Consider the following 18,222-nt stretch of genomic DNA (forward strand, 5'->3'; position numbering starts at 1 on the left):
CTGCGGCGCGTCCCGCTGGGGGACGTCCCGCCGAATGCACGTGTAGTCCATACGTTGTTCATTCACCCCTGTTTGGATCGGCCCGGCACGACTTGACCAGGAGTTCTGGCCGGCCACTGTCCGCTGCACCCTGCGGACGCCCTGCACCCTGCCTATTAACTGCACCGCCCTTTACCCGGGGCACCCTAATGAGAGTCAGAGCGGATGAAACAAACACCCTGGAAAACAGCGCTGGGCACAGCACTGGCGGCGGCGCTGATCGCAGCCCCACTGGCGGCCGTGCCGGCTAATGCCACGGAACCCTCGCCGGCGGCAACCGGAACCTCGCCGGTGGTCATCAACGAGGCCTACCTCAGCGGCGGCAGTTCCGGCGCGGCCTTCAAGAACAAGTTTGTCGAGCTGTACAACGGCTCCGACACGCCGGTCTCGCTGGAGGGCTGGAGTCTCCAGTACCGCTCAGCCCCAGGCACCGGGGCACCGAGTTCAGTGGCAGCCCTGGCCGGCAGCATTCCCGCCAAGGGCTACTACCTGCTCAAGGGCGGCAGCAACGGCACGGCCGGCGCCGAACTGCCGGCTGCCGACGCCACCGCCACGGGCTTCAACCCGGCCGGCGGCGGCGGCACGATCGTGCTGGCCAAACAGGCCGCCGCGCTCAACCCGTTGCCGACGGGCTCGGTGATCGAACCGGCCAACGTCGCGGACCTCCTCGGCTACGGCACCTCCAACACCTTCGAGGCCCAGGCAGCCGCTGCGCCGTCGGGCAACACCGACGTCAAGAGCCTGAACCGCAGCAGCGGCGCGGACACCAACAACAACGCCGCTGACGTCACCCTTAACGCAGCCATCACGCCGAAGATCGCCAATGGCGCCGCGGGCCCCGTGGATCCGCCCCTGGACCCGCCCGTGGACCCGGGCACTCCCCCCGCCAGCAAGACCATCGCCGAAATCCAGGGCACCGGCGCCGCGAGCCCGCTGGCAGGATCCTCCGTCACCACGCGTGGCCGCGTCACCGCGACGTTCCCCACCGGCGGCTTCGCCGGCTACTACGTCCAGACCCCCGGCACTGGCGGCGATCTCACGCCCGCCAACCACGCGGCGTCGGACGCGGTGTTCGTCTACTCGCCGTCCACGGTCGACTCCGTCAGGATCGGCGACTACGTCGAACTCACCGGCGCCGTCAGCGAATTCTTCGGCATGACGCAGCTGACCGTCGCCGCGGCGGCCGATCTGAAGAAGCTCACCGAGGCCGCCCCCGAGGTCAAAGCCACCGGCTTCGCCCTCCCCGCCGACGAGGCGTTCCGCGAATCCCTGGAGGGCATGCTGCTCGCCCCGCAGGGCCCGGTTACCGTCGCTGACAACTTCTCGCTGAACCAGTACGGCGAGATCGGCCTGGCTGGCGGCACCACCGCGCTGGAGCAGCCCACCGCCGTCGCGCCCTTCGGCTCCGCGGAGTACACCGCCACGGTCGCGGCGAATACCGCCCGCGGCATCAAGCTCGACGACGGCGCCACCACGAACTTCCTCAAGGACGCCGCCACCAAGGCCCAGGTGCTCCCGTACCTGACCACGGCCGATCACGTCCGGGTCGGGGCGCCGGTGACGTTCAAAACGAACGTGGTGCTCAGCTACGCGAACAGCGCCTGGAAGTTCCAGCCCCTGACCCAGCTGACGGCGGCCAACGCGGACACGGTGCAGCCGGCCAGCTTCGGCGCCACCCGGGCCGAGACCCCGGCCCCCGTTGGCGGGAACCTCAAGCTCGCCTCCTTCAATGTGCTGAACTACTTCCCCACCACCGGCGACCAGGTGGCCGGCTGCACGTTCTACCCGGACCGGGACGGCAACCCCATCACGGTCAAGGGCGGTTGCGATGTCCGCGGCGCCGCGAACGCCGAGAACCTCAAGCGGCAGCAGGACAAGATCGTCGCCGCCATCTCCAAGTCCGGGGCCGACGTCGTCACCCTGATGGAGGTCGAAAACTCGGCCCAGTTCGGCAAGACCCGGGACGACGCGCTCGCCAAGCTGGTGGATGCCCTGAACATCGCCACACCGGGGATCTGGGACTACGTCCGCACGCCCGCCAACGCACCCCCGCTGGCCGACGAGGACATGATCCGCACCGCGTTTATCTATAAGAAGGCTGCCGCCGAACCGATCGGCGAGTCCGTCATCCACAACGACACGGTCGCTTTCGCGAGCGCCCGCAAGCCGATGGCCCAGGTCTTCAAGCCCGTGGGCGCCGCGGATGACAAGAAATTCATTGCGATCGCCAACCACTTCAAGTCCAAGGGTTCCGCCGCCACACCGGAGGACACCGACAAGGGCCAGGGCGCCTCTAACCTCGCCCGCACCGCCCAGGCCAAGTCCCTGCTGGCGTTTTCCGACGAACTGCAGAAGTCCAAGGGCACCGACAAGGTCTTCCTGATCGGCGACTTCAACTCCTACGCCAAGGAGGACCCGATCAACGTCCTCACGGGCGCCGGGTACGTCAACCAGGACGAGAAGGCGACAAACGCCGACGGTTCCGCCAAGCATTCCTACCTGTTCGGCGGCCTCGTGGGCTCGCTGGACCACATCCTCGCCTCGCCGGCGGCCAACGCCGCCGTCACCGGCGCGGACATCTGGAACATCAACTCCGTGGAGTCCGTGGCCCTGGAGTACAGCCGCTACAACAACAACGTCACCGACTACTACGCTCCGGACCAGTTCCGGGCCAGCGACCACGATCCGGTGGTGGTGGGCCTGGACCTGCCCGTCACCCCGGCCAGCGTGGAGCTGAACTTCCTGGGCATCAACGACTTCCACGGCCGCATCGACTCCAACACCGTGTTCTTCGCGGGGACCATCGAGAAGCTGCGCGCCGCTGCCGCCCCGGGCGCCACTGCGTTCATTTCGGCCGGCGACAACATCGGCGCCTCCCTTTTCGCCTCGGCCATCGCCAAGGACCAGCCGACCATCGACGTGCTGAACGCGCTGGAGCTGCGCACTTCCGCGGTGGGCAACCACGAGTTCGACGGCGGCTGGGCTGACCTGCGCGACCGCGTCACCGCCGGCGGGACCAACGCCAAGTTCCCGTACCTGGGCGCCAACGTCTATGCGAAGGGCACCACCACGCCGGTCCTGCCGGAATACACGGTCCTGGACATGAACGGCGTCAAAGTCGCCGTGATCGGCACGGTCACGCAGGAAGTGCCGTCCCTGGTCACGCCGTCGGGCATCGCGGACCTTGAGTTCGGTGACCCCGTCGACGCGATCAACCGGGTCGCGGCAAAGATCAAGGCGGACAAGCTCGCCGACGTCATCATCGTGGAGAACCACGACGGCGCCGGGTCAGGCGCACCCGAAGGCGCCACTTTGGAGCAGGAAATTGCCGCCGGCGGCCCCTTCGCCAAGATGGTCCAGAAGGTCACCCCGGATGTGGCGGCGATCTTCAACGGCCACACCCACAAGCAGTACGCCTGGGACGCCCCCGTCCTGGATGCGGCGGGCCAGCCCACGGGCAAGACCCGCCCGATCGTCCAGACCGGGAACTACGGCGAGTTCATCGGCCAGATCCAGCTGACCATCGACACCAAGACCATGGCGGTGACCGGGTACAAGGCCGGCAACGTCCAGCGCACCACGAGTGCCGCGCAGCCCGCGGCCGATCTCGTGGCCGCCTACCCGCGGGTCGCGGCCGTCAAGGCCATCGTGGACAAGGCCCTGGCCGACGCCGCCGTGGTGGGCAACCAGCCGGTCGGCAAGGTCACCGCGGACATCACGACGGCGTTCGCCGGTTCCCCGGCCGTGCGCGATGACCGGGCCAGCGAGTCCACCCTCGGCAACCTGGTGGCGGACTCCCTGGTGGATGCGCTGAAGGCTCCGGACCTCGGCGCCGCCGAAATCGGCGTCGTCAACCCGGGCGGCCTGCGCAACGAGCTGTACTACGCACCTGACGGCACCATCACGTACGCCGAGGCCAACGCGGTGCTGCCGTTCGTGAACAATCTGTGGACCACGTCGCTCACGGGCGCGCAGTTCAAGACCCTGCTGGAGCAGCAGTGGCAGACCAACCCGGACGGCACGGTCCCCAGCCGCGCCTACCAGCAGCTGGGCCTGTCCAAGAACGTGAACTACACCTACGACGCCGCCCGTGCCGCCGGTGACCGGATCACCTCGATCCGGGTCAACGGTGCACTGATCGACCCGGCGAAACCCTACCGGATCGGGACATTCAACTTCCTGGCCACCGGCGGCGACAACTTCCGCATCTTCAAGGAAGGCACCGGCACCAAGGACTCCGGACTCGTGGACCGCGACGCGTGGATCAAGTACCTGCAGGGCCACAACCCGGTCTCGCCGGACTTCGCCCGCCGCTCCGTGGCCGTCGTGAACACGACGGCGGCCGAGGTCAAGGGCGGCGAACCCATCACCCTGGCGGTTTCGAAGCTGGACCTCACCTCGCTGGGCAGCCCGGTGAATGCCTCGCTGCGCGCAGAATTCACGGACGCTGCCGGCACCGTGACGGCCCTGGGCACGGTACCGGTGACCGCCGGCGCCGCCACGGTGAGCGTGTCGGTCCCCGCCGGCGCCGCCGCCGGCACGGGCACCCTGGTGCTCACCGCCGTCGAATCCGGCACGGTGGTAAAAACGGCGGTGAAGGTCGCGGCCAGCGTCCCCGTCCCGCCGAAGTGCACGCCGCCGGTCAAGCCGACCAGGCCCGGGGATGTCGTGGGCCAGGTGAACTACGGGACAGCCATGGCCGCCTACCGGAAGTGCCTCAAGGGCTGATGCCTTAGCCCGGACGCCCTGGTCCCGCACCACGGCACATGCCCTCCCCTGGCCCGCAGCACTGGACATATGCACCACATGTCCACGGCCCGGCCCCAAGGGAGGGCATGTCCATTCTTGGAAACAGGCGAGCCACTGGGCATGCCCACCCCTGGCCCGCAGCACTGGACATATGCACCACATGTCCACGGCCCGGCCCCAAGGGAGGGCATGTCCATTCTTGAGGGTCGGGCGAGCGGAGGGCATGCCCACTCCTGAGCGGCAGCGGGGCGGCCTAGTGGTCCAGGATGTCGCGGGCGATCTCGTCGGCGTCGCGCAGGGTGCGCTGGCCGCTGCGGTAGACCGGGCCGGTCTTCGGCCGGGCCTCGGCGGCGATGGCCGTGCCCCATTGCGTGGCGGAGAGCTGGAGCCCGAGCACGTACAGCCCTGGTGTCACGGACCCGTTGGCACCCAGCGTCCGGTACGGATGCGGGACGACGTCCAGCCCGGTGGTCTGTACCGGGGTCCCCTCCACGGTCATCATGAGGCGCGGCCGCACCAGCCCCTCGGCGAGCAACTGTTCCAACAGGGGCGAGGAGTTGACGGCCACGCGGTTGGCCGGGGCCAGCGCCTCGATCATCGCTGCCGCGGACACGGCGCCCGCCACTGCGTTCTCCATCCGCGCCCTCACCGCACCCGCATTCGCCGTCCCCGACGCGGCACCGATCACGCCGGCACTGCCCACAAAACCGCGGACCCCTGCACCGCCCGCGGCGGCACCACCGATGCCGGCAGGCTCCATTGCGGCACCTTCGGCCCCGCCGTCGGCGCTTTCATCCGTACCGCCGCCCACCCACGGCGACGCCGCGGTGAATGTCCGGGCCCGGCGATTCACGCCGAACTTGGGGTCCGGGCCCACGAAACGCACGATTCCCGCCCGCGCCAGTGCCGCAAGCTGCGCGGAGCGCAGCGCCGGCGGCCCGCTCGCCAGGCCTTCCACGAATGATTCGAACCAGCCCCGGAGGCCCGCGACCCAGGATTCGTCCGTGATGCCGCTATCGGCCACGGCGGTCTTGAGCACTGCCCGGCCGTGGTGCAGCGCGCCGATCGCCATTTTCACGGGGTCGTCCTCGCCCAGGGCCGAGCGCCGGGCGTCGTCGAGCAGGTACTCGACGACGGCGGCGTCCAGTTCGGCTCTGGAGTCGAACGAGCGCCCGGCCAGGGGCGCCGCGAGGCCGAGCAGGTCCAGGCGGTGGGCGGCCCGGACATGAACGGCAATCACCGATTCCGCGGTGTGCTCCCACTTGGCGGTCGAATGCGCGTGCGGCCGCAAGGACTCGTCCAGGGCGCGCAGGAACTCGGCCGGTTCGGTCAGGATGGCCTCGGGCTGCGAGCGCGCGAGCGTGGAGTAGTAGGCCCAGAGCGCGTCCCGGTGCAGGAGCGGCCAGAGGTCGTAGTCGAAGGAGGGCCGGATTCCGGAGCCGGCGAACTTCGCGATCGCGTCCTCGGTGCAGTAGCGCAACCGGACCGTTCCGGGGTAGTAGCCGGTGAGTGTCGCCTTCGCCCGGTAGGGGGTGCCTCGGCGTGAGGCGGCGATGATGAACGGTTCGCGGCCGGACGGCAGATACGTCAGTTCACCGTTGTCCTCGCCGGCAACGAACCGGCCGCCGCGCCCTTCCGTCAGCTGTCCCATCACGTCAAAGAAGTTCAGGCCCATGCCGCGCACCAGGACCGGTTTGCCGGCCGGCACGCGGGACCAGTCGACGTCGGCGGGCGCCGCCGGCGGCACGTACAGGAGGCCGAGTTCTTCCGCCGCGGAAAGCAGCTCCCGCTGTTCAGGGTTCAGCCGCGCGTCGAGGTGGCCCACGGCCAGCACCACGGAGTCGACGGTAAGCACGGTGCCGTCGTCGAGCACGACGTCGAACCGCACCGAAGCTTCCTCCGCGCCGGCCGGCCCGGAGGCGGCCGCAAGCACGGAGGCGGCGGCCGGCCCCGCGGCGGTGTGGCGGACGGACGTCGCCGTCGCCGCGTGGAAATCCACGCTGACGCCGGCCGGCAGCACGGTGAGCAGTTCCTCGAGGGTGGACCGCAGGTAACGGCCGTAAAGGGCCCGGCTGGGGAAGTCCGCCTCGCCGAGCCGGGAGACCTCGGCCCGTTCGTCGTCTGTGAGCGAAGGGTGCGGGTGGGCCTGCTGGCGTTCGCGCCACTGGTCGAACGTGTGCCCCGCAAGGGGTGGCGCGAGTTCGGGGTCCTCAGGGACCACGGTGGGATAGAAGGACTGCGTGTTCATCAGGTACAGCCGCGACTGTCCGGGCTGCCAGACGTGCCCCGGGCCCGCCGGATAAGGGTCGACCACGTCGATGTGCAGGGTGCCCGCGGAGCCGGCGGAGGCCCAGTTGGCGAGGAGCCGTTCCAGCACGCTCGTGCCCCGGGGACCGGCGCCTATCACTGCCGTCCGGATGCTTCGAGATATGCCCACGGCATCCAGCGTATCGGCAACCCGGCCGCCGGCTTGCCCTCCGTGTGACTTGCCACTGCCGCACCGATGTTCTTGGATGGGAAAATGACCACCACAGAAGCTGACCACCCGTCCGCGTCCGGCGAGGCCACCGGCGCCCTCCCGGCTGGAGGGACTTCCCCCGAACCTGTCGACGAGAACATCTGGCTGGAGGACATCTACGGCCAGGAGCAGCTGGCGTGGGTCCGTGAACAGAACGCCCGCACCGAGGAGCTCCTCGAGGATGCCGACTACGCCGACCTCGAAGGCCGGATCCTGGAGGTCCTCGACTCCACCGACCGGATCCCCATGGTGGGCAAGCACGGCGAGTGGTACTACAACTTCTGGAAGGACCGGGATAACCCCAGGGGCCTGTGGCGGCGCACCAGCTGGGACAGCTACCGGGCCGGGACCCCACAGTGGGATGTCCTGCTGGATGTCGACGCCCTCGCCGCCGCCGAAGGCCAAGACTGGGTCTTCCACGGCGCCAACTTCCTCCGCCCGGCCCCGGGTGAACCCCACCGGCGGGCCCTGCTGGCCTTCTCCCCCGACGGCGGAGACGCGAACCGCCACCGGGAGTTCGACGTCGAGGCCCGCGGCTTCGTGGACCCGGCCGACGGCGGCTTCGACCTCCCGACCGGCAAGGGCAACGCCTCCTGGCTGGACGGGGACACCCTGCTGGTCGCCACCACCGCCCAGGACCTGCCGCGGACCACCTCGTCCTATGCCCGCACCGGGGTAAAGCTGCGCCGCGGCGGCTCCCTGGCGCAGGCTGAGCAGATCTTCGACATTCCCGAGGACCACATGATGGCGATCGTGGCCCACGACTCGACTCCGGGCTTCGAACGCACCTTTGCCGTCGACTGGATCAGTTTTTTCGAGAAGAACACCTCGGTGCTGCGCGATGGTGCGTGGGTGCAGATCGACGTGCCGGCGGACGTGAACCTGAGCTCGCACCGCGAATGGCTGCTGTTCCGCCCGCAGCGTGACTGGACCGTCAACGGCACCACCCACCCGGCGGGCTCCCTGCTCGCGGCCGGGTTCGAGGACTTCCTCGCCGGCTCCCGGGACCTCGCCGTGCTCTTCACGCCCGATCCGCACACCTCCCTGCAGTCCTGGAGCTGGACGCGGGACTTCCTGCTGCTGAACCTGCTCCGGGACGTGTCCTCGGAAATCCACGTCCTGGATCCGCGGCGCCCGGGCACGGACGCCGCATGGGCGGCCACCGTGCTGGACGCCTGCCCGCCGCTGCACGACGTCAATGCCTTCGCGGTGGATGACGAGGACGACGCCGAGGGCACGGACGACGACGGTACCGGCGGCGCCACCTCGGTCGCCGAGGGCGAGGCGCCGGGCGCCGGGAACGACTTCTGGCTGGTGGCCACCGGCTTCACGACGCCGACCACCCTGACCCGCGGGACACTCACCCGCGACGGCGGATCGGTAACCAGCACGCACGAGGTGATCCGGACCTCGCCGTCGTTCTTCAACGAGGACGACTACGAAGTCCAGCAGCACTTCGCCGCCTCCAGCGACGGCACGAAGATTCCGTACTTCCAGGTGGCCGCCAAGGACCTGGTGCTGGACGGCCAGAACCCGACCCAGCTTTCCGGCTACGGGGGCTTCGAGATTTCGCGGACGCCGGCATACAGCGGCGCGATCGGCCGGGCGTGGCTGGAGCGGCGCACCGCTGAGTCCAGCGGCGCCGAGGGCGACGGCACGCACCGCCGCGGCGGCGTCTACGTGGTGGCGAACATCCGCGGCGGCGGCGAGTACGGGCCGGACTGGCACCGCGCCGCGCTGCAGGGCAACCGCCACCGGGCGTACGAGGACTTCGCCGCCGTCGCGAAGGACCTGATCTCCCGCGGCGTCACGTCCCGTCAGCGGCTCGGCTGCGTGGGCGGCTCCAACGGCGGACTGCTGGTGGGCAACATGCTCACGCAGTACCCGGAGCTGTTCGGCGCCGTGTCCTGCGGGGTCCCGCTCCTGGACATGCGCCGGTACACCAAGCTGTCCGCGGGCTATTCCTGGATCGGCGAATACGGCGACCCCGACGTGCCTGAGCAGTGGGAGTTCCTGAAGACGTTCTCCCCGTACCACCTGCTCAAGGACGGTGTGGACTACCCGGAGACGTTTATCTGGACGGCGACCTCGGATGACCGGGTGGGCCCGGTCCAGGCCCGGAAGATGGCGGCCCGCATGCAGGCCATGGGCATCCCCAATGTCTGGTTCCACGAAGCCCTCGAGGGCGGCCACGCGGGGGCCTCGGACAACCGGCAGGCCGCGGCCCTGCAGAGCCGCAGCCAGCATTTCCTGTGGCGTGCCCTGGCCGGCCGGGAGGCCTGATCCCGCGCCCCTGCCGCCGACGGCAACGCGGGGTCATATCCGGCCCATCCGGTGCCCCGTCATGGACCGGAAGTGACCCCGTGTTGTTCTGGAGCGGCCGTTTTGCACTGCGTGGCACCTTCTGCGTATCCTTGGTTGGCTAGTTAATAGCAATTGGAGACGTGCCAGAGCGGCCGAATGGGCTTCACTGCTAATGAAGTGTGGGGCACAACTCCACCGGGGGTTCAAATCCCCCCGTCTCCGCGTTTGGCCCCGGTCCTCGGACCGGGGCCTTTTGCGTTCCCGGGCAGGCCACGACGACTCGACGCCGCCCCGCCCGTCCGGTGGCCGGACGCCTCACGCCCGCCGGCGGATCCGGATGGCAGGATAGGCCCATGTCGAGCAACCCCATGAGCATCAGTGCGTATGACGCCATCATCGTCGGCGGCGGCCACAACGGCCTGGCCGCGGCGGCGTACCTGGCCAAGGCCGGGCAGGACGTCCTGGTCCTGGAAAAGCTGGAACACTCCGGCGGCGCCGCGGTATCCGCGCATGCGTTCGACGGCGTCGACGCCCGCCTCTCGCGCTATTCGTACCTCGTCAGCCTCCTGCCCCGGCAGATCATCGACGACCTCGGCCTGCGCATCACGCTGGCGCGGCGGCGCTATTCCTCCTACACCCCGGACCCCGCGGACGGCAGCCGGGCCCTGCTGGTGGACAACGGGGACGAGGCCGCCACGGCCGCGTCGTTCGCCGCCGTCGGCGCTCCCGACGGCGAGTTCGGCGCCTTCACCGCGTTCTACGCCGCCTGCCGGCAGCTCACGGAGGCTCTCTGGCCCACCATGACCGCGCCGCTGCTGGCGCGGTCCGACGCGCGGGCCCTCGCCGCCCGGGCCGGGGCCGACGCGGCGTGGGAGGCCATGATCGAACATCCCATCGGACAGGCGATCAGCCGGGAACTGGGCAGCGACCTGGTCCGCGGTGTGGTCCTGACGGATGCGCTGATCGGGACCTTCGCCCGGGCTGACGATGCGGACCTGCAGCAAAACATCTGCTTCCTCTACCACCTGATCGGCGGCGGGACGGGGGACTGGGACGTGCCGGTCGGCGGCATGGGCGCGGTCTCCGGCGAGCTGGAACGGGCCGCGCGCGACGCCGGCGCGACCATCCTGACCTCCGCGGACGTCACGGCCGTCCGGCCCGGCGGCACCGTGGACTACCGCCACGGCGGGCAGGACCACACGTCTTCCGCCCGGTGGGTGTTGTCCAATGTGGCGCCGGCGGTCCTCGACCGGCTGCGCAACCGGCCCGCCACCGTCACTTCAGCCGTCACTTCAGCCGGCGCCTCTGCCAGCGCCGCTGCCGGCCCCAACCCGAATCATCGCCGCGAGGGCGCGCAGGTCAAGGTCAACCTCCTCCTCAAACGCCTCCCCCGGCTCCTGGACGAATCCGTCAGCCCCGAGGCCGCGTTCGGCGGGACATTCCACATCAACGAGACCTGGTCCCAGCTCGACGCCGCCTACAGCGCCGCCGCCGCCGGGTCCGTGCCCTCGCCGCTGCCGTGCGAAATCTACTGCCATTCGCTGACCGACCCCAGCATCCTGTCCCCGGAGCTGCAGGCCGCCGGCGCCCAGACGTTGACGGTCTTTGGCCTGCACGTCCCGGACCGGCTGGTCACGGCGGAGAACAACGAGGACCGCCGCGCCGAACTGCAGGCGGCTGTGCTGGCCTCCCTGAACTCCGTCCTGGCCGAACCCATTGAGGATCTGCTCCTGACGGATCCGGACGGGCGGCCCTGCATCGAAACCAAGACCACCCTGGACATTGAACGCGCGGTCGGGATGCCCCGGGGCAACATCTTCCACGGCGGCCTCGACTGGCCGTTCGTGGAGGACGGCGAACCGCTGGACACCCCGGCGCGCCGCTGGGGCGTGGCGACGGACGATCCGCAGATCCTGCTCTGCGGCTCCGGCGCCCGCCGCGGCGGCGCCGTCAGTGCCATCGGCGGACACAACGCCGCCATGGCCGTGCTGGAATCGGAACCGCCCCTCCGCAATGGATGAACCTGCGCAATGGGTGAACCGGACCGTGGAGACGCGCGCATGAAGGCTTCCCCGCGCGGAGCGGACCCGGCCGGGGTTGGCTGGAGCCCGCGCCTGGCCCTGCTGGTGGCCGCGACGTTCTTCATGGAATTCCTCGACGGGACCGTCCTGACCACGGCCATACCCAGTATCGCCGCCGATTTCTCGGTGCCGCCGGCCGACGTGAACATCACCATGACGGCCTACCTGATGACGGTGGCGATGGGCATCCCGCTCAGCAGCTGGCTCGCGGAGCGGCTCGGTGCCCGCCGGGTGTTCTGTCTCGCCATCGCCATCTTCACGGCGGCGTCCCTGTTGTGCGCGCTCAGCCAGGACCTGACCATGCTGACCCTGAGCCGTGTCCTGCAGGGTGCCGGCGGCGCCATGATGGTCCCGGTGGGCACGCTGGTGGTGCTCCGCGGCACCCCGAAGAAGGACCTGCTGCGGGCGACGGCTTTCCTGGTGTGGCCCGGGCTGCTGGCCCCGGTCCTCGCCCCGCTGGTGGGCGGGGCGCTGACGACCTACCTGTCCTGGCACTGGATCTTCCTGGTCAACCTCCCCCTGGGCCTGGCGGCCTTCCTGGCCGCGCTGCGCCTGGTCCCCGCAGTGGGCGGGGACAGCACGCGGCGCCTCGACTGGCTCGGTCTGGTCCTGACAACGCTCGGGGTGGGCTCCCTGCTGGTTGGCATGGAACTGATCGGCGGCCGGGACGCCGGGCTGCTGGCGGCCGCCGGCATCGGGGCGGGCCTGCTGTTCCTGGCCGCCGCCGCGGCCTGGATGCGGCGGACCAGCACGCCGCTGTTCAACCTGTCCGTCTTCGGCGCGCGGACGTTCCGTGCGACGGCGACGGGAGGCTTCGTGTACCGCCTGACCATCAGCGCGGTGCCGTTCCTGCTGCCGCTGATGTTCCAGGCCGGTTTCGGCTGGGACCCGCTGCAGGCCGGGGCGATGGTGTCGGCCGTGTTCGTGGGGAACATCGGGATCAAGCCCGCCACGACGCCCCTGATCCGGCGCTTCGGGTTCAAACCCGTCCTGGTGTTCGCGTCGCTGGCCTCCGCAGCCACCTTTGCGCTGTGCGCGCTGCTCGACGCCGGCACGCCGGAGCCGCTGATTGTCGCCGTGCTGGTGGCCAGCGGGGCGTTCCGTTCGATCGGGTTCTCGGCCTACGCGTCCGTCCAGTACGCCGACGTCGTCCCGGCACAGCTGCCGTCCGCCAACGCCGTCTCCGCGACGCTCGTGCAGCTCGCCACTGCGGCCGGGATCGCGGTCGGGGCGCTCCTGCTGCGGGTTTTCGAGGCCGGCAGTGAGGCAGCATCCACCGGGGTTGCCGGGGATCCGGCGGCACCGTACCGGGCGGCGTTCCTGGCCATCGCCGTCCTGATGCTCCTGAGCACCCTGGACAGCCTGGCCCTCCCCCGCAACGCCGGCGCGGAGGTCAGCCGGCCTGGCCCAGCACCAGGGGCAGAACGGCGCCGGCGCCCGCGAGCCTGAGGGCCCGTCCGGAGACAGTCAGGGTCCAGCGGCTGTCCACGAGGTCGTCCACGAGCATGACGCTCTGGCCACGGATTCCGGCCAGGGCCTCCTCCAGTTCCGGCCCCACCACCAGGCGCTCCCAGACGCCGGCGAGCCGGTACGCGCTGTTCCCGCCGCGGCCGCCGGTGGGCCCGCCGTGGCTGAGCTGCAGCTGGCCCAGATACGGGATGCGGCCGATCTCGGAGATCCCGCGGGCCAGGGAATCCACCAGCAACGGCTTCCCGCGGGAGGGCAGGCTGATGATCGCGGCAGGCCGGCCGGCCTCGCTCCAGCCCGGGGTGCGGGCGTCTCCCGTGCCCCACTCCCGGAGCACCTGGACGCAGGCCTGCAGCATGCCGGGGTCCACGGGCCGGTCGGGCGCGCCAGCGGCGAAGGCCTCCCGCAGGGCACCGCCCCAGCCTAGGTCCGTCAGGCGCGCCAGCACCCGGCCGTCGGCGAGGGCCTCATCCGGCTTGATCTTGCCCTTGACCGGCACGCCCAGGCGGTCCATGCCGCTGGGCCACTGCAGCCGCGGTTCCAGGACGACGCCGGCCCGGCGCAGCGTCTGCCCGGCGGTCTCCGTGGCGTCCTCGGCGATATCGGCCCGGAACCAGCGGCCAGCGCAGTTGTCGCAGCGGCCGCAGGCGCGGGCTGTTTCATCGTCCAGTACCGAGGTGATGTATTCCATCCGGCAGCCGGCCGTGTCCTGGTAGATGACCATCGAGTCCTGTTCATCCACCCGCGCCTCGGCGATCCGGCCGTACCGCTCGGCGTCGTAGTTCCACGGCTGTCCCGTGGAGCGCCAGCCGCCGCCGACGCGTTCGACGGCGCCGTCCACCGCCAGGACCTTCAGCAGCAGCTCCAGCGGGGTGCGGCGCAGGTCCACCCGGGCCTCGAGCGCCACTGTGGACACCGCCGTGCCTGCCTCGGCGAGGGCGGTCAGGACTGCGGCGGCCTTCTCCTCGGACGGCATGGATGCGGTGGCGAAATACTGCCAGATGTCGCGGTCCTCGGAACCCGGCAGCAGCAGCACGTCGGCGTTCGCCGCGCCACGCCCGGCGCGGCCCACCTGCTGGTAGTACGCCACCGGGGACGAGGGCGCGCCAAGGTGCACCACGAAGCCGAGGTCCGGCTTGTCGAAGCCCATGCCGAGGGCCGAGGTGGCCACGAGCGCCTTGACCTGGTTGTCCTTCAGGAGCTGCTCGGCGCGTTCCCGGTCTGCGGGGTCCGTGCGGCCGGTGTAGGCGAGCACCTCGTGCCCCGCCTCGGCCAGCAGGCGTGCGGTGTCCTCGGCGGCCGAGACTGTGAGCGTGTAGATGATGCCGCTGCCCTGCAGATCCTGCAGGTGGGTCAGCAGCCAGCCTAGCCGTTCGCGGGAATCGGGCAGGGTCAGGACACCGAGCCGGAGCGAGTCCCGGCCCAGGGCGCCCCGGATGGTGAGCACGTCCTTGCCGAGCTGTTCCTCGATGTCGTGCACCACCCGGGAATTGGCCGTGGCGGTGGTGGCGAGCACCGGGACGGTGTCCGGGAGCTGTGTGATGAGGTCAGCGATGCGCCGGTAGTCGGGCCGGAAGTCGTGGCCCCAGTCCGAGATGCAGTGGGCCTCGTCAATCACCAGCAGCCCGGTCCGGCGCACGAGCTCGGGGAGCTGGTTTTCCCGGAAGGACGGGTTGGTGAGGCGTTCCGGCGAGACCAGCAGGACGTCCACTTCGTCGGCGGCGAGCTGCTCGCGGACGGTGTCCCAGTCCAGCTGGTTCGCGGAGTTGATCGCCACCGCCCGCACCCCGGCCCGTGCCGCGGCGGCGACCTGGTCCCGCATGAGGGCCAGGAGCGGGGACACGATCAGGGTGGGCCCGGCGCCGCGGCGGCGCAGCAGCAGGGAGGCGACGAAGTACACGGCCGACTTCCCCCAGCCGGTGCGTTGCACCACCAGGGCCCGCCTGCCGCCGTCGACCAGGGCCTCAATGGCCTCGAACTGGCCGTCATGGAACTCGGCTTCAGGATGGCCCACGAGTTCCCGCAGTACATTCTGGGCCTGTTCCCGGGTCGAGGATGTGGTGCCGGCTGGGGCGGTGCTGTAAAGGGCGTTCTGGTTACTGGCCATTGCTTCAGTATCCCAGCCCCCTCCGACAGCCATGAAGCCGGTTCCCGCTATGTGCACAATCCAGGCGTGTAGACAAGGGCGGGGACAGGCCGGCGCGTCAGGGCCGCAACGTAAGATAAGACGCGTGACTACGGACAAGACAAAGACTTTTGACCTCTCGACCTCGTTCAAGGCCTACGATGTGCGCGGAATCGTGGGGCAATCCATCACCGCGGAGATCGTCGAAGCCGTCGGTGCCGCCTTCGTCGACGTCCTGGAACTCACCGGGCAGACCGTGCTGGTGGGCGGGGACATGCGCCCCTCCTCCCCCGAGTTCGCCAAAGCCTTCGCCAGCGGCGCAGCCACCCGCGGCGCCAACGTCCAGCTGCTGGACCTGATCTCCACCGACGAGCTCTACTACGCGTGCGGGGCCCTCAACGCCGCCGGCGCCACGTTCACTGCGAGCCACAACCCGGCCGAATACAACGGCATCAAGATGGCCAAGGCCGGCGCCGTGCCGATCTCTTCCGAAACCGGGCTCATGGAAATCCAGGCCCGCGCCGAGGAGTACCTCAACGCCGGCGTTATCCCCGCGGCCGGCAGCACTGGCCTGATTGGCGTGCAGGACGTCCTCAAGGGCTACGCGGAGTACCTTCGCAGCCTGGTGGACCTGCGCGGTTCGCGGCCGCTGAAGGTTGTGGTGGATGCCGGCAACGGCATGGCCGGCCTCACCACCCCGGCCGTGCTTGGCGATGCCCTGCTGCCCAAGCTTCCCCTGGAGATCGTGCCGCTGTACTTCGAGCTCGACGGGTCCTTCCCGAACCACCCGGCCAACCCGCTGGAGCCGGAAAACCTGCGCGACCTGCAGGCCGCCGTGATCGAACACGGCGCGGACATCGGGCTGGCCTTCGACGGCGACGCCGACCGCTGCTTCGTGATCGACGAAAAGGGCGAGCCCGTCTCGCCGTCGGCCATCACCGGCATGGTGGCCCGCCGCGAAATCGCCCGCGCCCAGGGCCTCGGCGAAGACACCCCCACCGTCATCCACAACCTGCTGACCTCCCGCGCGGTTCCCGAACTCGTCGAACGCCACGGCGGCCGGCCCGTCCGCACCCGCGTCGGGCACTCCTTCATCAAGGCCGTCATGGCCGCGGAAGGGGCCATCTTCGGCGGGGAGCACTCGGCCCACTTCTACTTCCGCGACTTCTGGAATGCGGACACCGGCATGCTGGCCGCCATGCACGTCCTGGCTGCCCTGGGCGAACAGGAGGGCCCGCTCTCCGAGCTCGGCCGCGAATACGAGCCGTACCGGTCATCCGGCGAGATCAACTCGGAAATCGAGGACAAGGCCGCCGCCGTCGAGCGGGTCCGGAAGGACTTCCACGACGAGGACGTCGAGGTCGACTACCTCGACGGCAGCACCTTCATCGCCACCGACGGCAGCTACTGGTTCAACCTGCGCCCGTCCAACACCGAACCGTTCCTGCGCCTCAACGTCGAAGCCACGGACACCGCCACCATGGAACGCGTCCGCGACCGCGTCCTGGCGCTGGTCCGGGGCTAGCCGTGGCAGCCCACCCGGAAGAATCCGCCAACACCGGATCCTGGCGCGAGTCCGTGCCGGACGCCAGCGCCACGGACCTGGAGAACCTGCTCGGCACCGGCGTCGGCGCCGCGCAGGAGCAGCTGGAGCGCAACGGCGGCTTCCTGCCCTTCGCCCTGGTGGTGCAGAACGACGGCGAAGTCCGGCTGGTGGCCGTGACACCTGCGGACGCGAGCGACGGATCGGACGCCGACTTCGACGCGGACGCCATGATCCGGGACCTGCATGAGCTGCTCCGGCAGCACCGGGAGGAATTCCGGGCCGCCGCCGTCGTCTGCGACATCACGCTGCTCGAGGAAGACTCGGACGCCATCCACGTCGCGGCAGAGCACCAGGACGGCTCCCTGTTCGCCGCCGTGCTGCCCTACGCAGCGAACGCCGGGACGCACGAACTCGAGTTCGGCCAGCTGGCCGCCGACACCAACGAGCCCGCCGTCTGGGTGGACTAGACCGCCCTAAGGCTGGGGATATGAAGATCAATGCGTTCGCCGATGTGAGCCTGCGCGCTTTGCTGGTGCTGGCGGCCGCTCCGGACGGCGGCCTCCTGACCACCCAGAGCATCGCCGACGCCGTCGGCACGCCGTACAACCACGTCAGCAAGGCGATGGCGAAACTGCGCGCACTGGGCCTGATCGACGTCGAACGCGGCCGCAACGGCGGATCCCGGCTGAGCAGCGCCGGCCGGACCGCAACGGTCGGCCAGCTGCTGCGGCAACTCGACACGCGCCTGGACCCGGCCGACTGCATCGCTACTGGCGGTACGTGCCCGCTAATCACCGAATGCCGGCTCCGGGCCGCGCTGGCCCGGGCCCGGGAAGCCTTTTATGGCGAACTCGACGGGATCGTGATCGCGTCGCTGCCGACCTCCCGGCAGATGGCGCCCGTTTTTGCGGCGATCGGGCTGCGCCCGGGGCTCTGAGCGGCCCGGCAGTCCGGGCCGCGCCCTGCGGGAATCCGGCCCAATCTGGGGAAAACCTTTGGTTTGGCGTCCAAATGCCCGTCCTGGCGAGCCTGCCCATTGACGTCAAGCAGGCATGGAATGACAAAGTACCCCTAGGGAACGTCACCAAGCCGGTATTTTTCGTCTTTCCGGCCAGTCGAAGGGCCGCTGATGAAAAGTATCCGCTGGTTTAGCTCTGTCGGCGCCGCGGCGCTCCTGCTCACGTTCATCACGGCCCCCACCGCCCTTGCGGTGCCGACGGTGCTGGCGGTGGAGAGTGCGGCGGATACCTACACGTCCTCGTCGGCGCCCACCACGGACTTCGGCACCAGCGGCTCGCTCGCGGTCTACGGCTCACCGGATGCCACGGCGGTGCTCCGGTTCCAGTTCCCGCCAGCCCCGGCCGGGCAAACCCTGACCCGCGCGATCCTGCGC

The 18,222-nt window shown here is 70.0% G+C and carries 10 protein-coding genes and 1 tRNA gene; 9 read left to right on the plus strand and 2 right to left on the minus strand.

The window, feature by feature from the left end; all coding sequences use genetic code 11:
* The first annotated feature begins 204 nt into the window (after window positions 1-204).
* Window positions 205-4,767: an ExeM/NucH family extracellular endonuclease gene (locus C560_RS0117690; protein ID WP_026539194.1), complete on the plus strand. Its 4,563-nt coding sequence runs from the start codon at window positions 205-207 to the stop codon at window positions 4,765-4,767.
* A gap of 274 nt (window positions 4,768-5,041) precedes the next feature.
* Here C560_RS0117690 and C560_RS0117695 read toward each other — a convergent pair whose 3' ends face one another.
* A complete protein-coding gene (locus C560_RS0117695; protein ID WP_026539195.1) occupies window positions 5,042-7,225 on the minus strand; it encodes an FAD/NAD(P)-binding protein in 2,184 nt (727 codons plus the stop codon).
* Window positions 7,226-7,309: 84 nt separating this feature from the next.
* Between C560_RS0117695 and C560_RS0117700 the strand changes: the two genes are divergently transcribed.
* The 4 genes from C560_RS0117700 to C560_RS0117715 all read left to right on the plus strand — a co-directional run bounded on the left by C560_RS0117700 (window position 7,310) and on the right by C560_RS0117715 (window position 13,140).
* Complete coding sequence (locus C560_RS0117700; protein ID WP_026539196.1) at window positions 7,310-9,589, plus strand: prolyl oligopeptidase family serine peptidase; 2,280 nt, start codon at window positions 7,310-7,312, stop codon at window positions 9,587-9,589.
* 155 nt (window positions 9,590-9,744) lie between these two features.
* A tRNA-Ser gene (locus tag C560_RS0117705) sits at window positions 9,745-9,832 on the plus strand.
* 131 nt (window positions 9,833-9,963) lie between these two features.
* On the plus strand, window positions 9,964-11,631 hold the full coding sequence (locus tag C560_RS0117710; RefSeq protein WP_026539197.1) for a phytoene desaturase family protein: 1,668 nt from the start codon (window positions 9,964-9,966) through the stop codon (window positions 11,629-11,631).
* 39 nt (window positions 11,632-11,670) lie between these two features.
* Window positions 11,671-13,140 (plus strand): MFS transporter, encoded by a 1,470-nt coding sequence (locus C560_RS0117715; protein WP_043423443.1) that lies wholly within the window; start codon window positions 11,671-11,673, stop codon window positions 13,138-13,140.
* On the opposite strand, the gene C560_RS0117720 is transcribed toward C560_RS0117715, so the two are convergent.
* The gene (locus C560_RS0117720; protein WP_026539199.1) at window positions 13,085-15,265 is read right to left on the minus strand and encodes a RecQ family ATP-dependent DNA helicase; all 2,181 of its coding nucleotides are present in this window, start codon (window positions 15,263-15,265) and stop codon (window positions 13,085-13,087) included. The two genes, C560_RS0117715 and C560_RS0117720, sit on opposite strands and share 56 nt — an antisense overlap.
* A 124-nt stretch (window positions 15,266-15,389) precedes the next feature.
* Between C560_RS0117720 and C560_RS0117725 the strand changes: the two genes are divergently transcribed.
* From C560_RS0117725 to C560_RS23655, 4 genes are all read left to right on the plus strand, one after another.
* Window positions 15,390-16,808: a phosphomannomutase/phosphoglucomutase gene (locus C560_RS0117725; protein WP_026539200.1), complete on the plus strand. Its 1,419-nt coding sequence runs from the start codon at window positions 15,390-15,392 to the stop codon at window positions 16,806-16,808.
* 2 nt (window positions 16,809-16,810) lie between these two features.
* On the plus strand, window positions 16,811-17,296 hold the full coding sequence (locus tag C560_RS0117730) for a hypothetical protein (protein WP_018774249.1): 486 nt from the start codon (window positions 16,811-16,813) through the stop codon (window positions 17,294-17,296).
* Window positions 17,297-17,316: 20 nt separating this feature from the next.
* Window positions 17,317-17,766 carry an RrF2 family transcriptional regulator gene (locus tag C560_RS0117735; protein WP_018774250.1) on the plus strand — a complete coding sequence of 150 codons (450 nt, stop codon included), beginning with the start codon at window positions 17,317-17,319 and terminating at the stop codon, window positions 17,764-17,766.
* 192 nt (window positions 17,767-17,958) lie between these two features.
* A partial coding sequence (locus tag C560_RS23655; protein ID WP_026539201.1) for a hypothetical protein occupies window positions 17,959-18,222 on the plus strand: 264 nt, incomplete at its 3' end.

The organism is Arthrobacter sp. 9MFCol3.1 (assembly GCF_000620385.1).
GTDB lineage: Bacteria > Actinomycetota > Actinomycetes > Actinomycetales > Micrococcaceae > Arthrobacter.

Bases quoted from the DNA above. Each gene is read 5' to 3' on its own strand.
- C560_RS0117690 (WP_026539194.1), top strand. From the start codon at position 205: ATGAAACAAACACCCTGGAAAACAGCGCTGGGCACAGCACTGGCGGCG.
- C560_RS0117700 (WP_026539196.1), top strand. From the start codon at position 7,310: ATGACCACCACAGAAGCTGACCACCCGTCCGCGTCCGGCGAGGCCACC.
- C560_RS0117710 (WP_026539197.1), top strand. From the start codon at position 9,964: ATGTCGAGCAACCCCATGAGCATCAGTGCGTATGACGCCATCATCGTC.
- C560_RS0117715 (WP_043423443.1), top strand. From the start codon at position 11,671: ATGAAGGCTTCCCCGCGCGGAGCGGACCCGGCCGGGGTTGGCTGGAGC.
- C560_RS0117720 (WP_026539199.1), bottom strand. From the start codon at position 15,265: ATGGCCAGTAACCAGAACGCCCTTTACAGCACCGCCCCAGCCGGCACC.
- C560_RS0117735 (WP_018774250.1), top strand. From the start codon at position 17,317: ATGAAGATCAATGCGTTCGCCGATGTGAGCCTGCGCGCTTTGCTGGTG.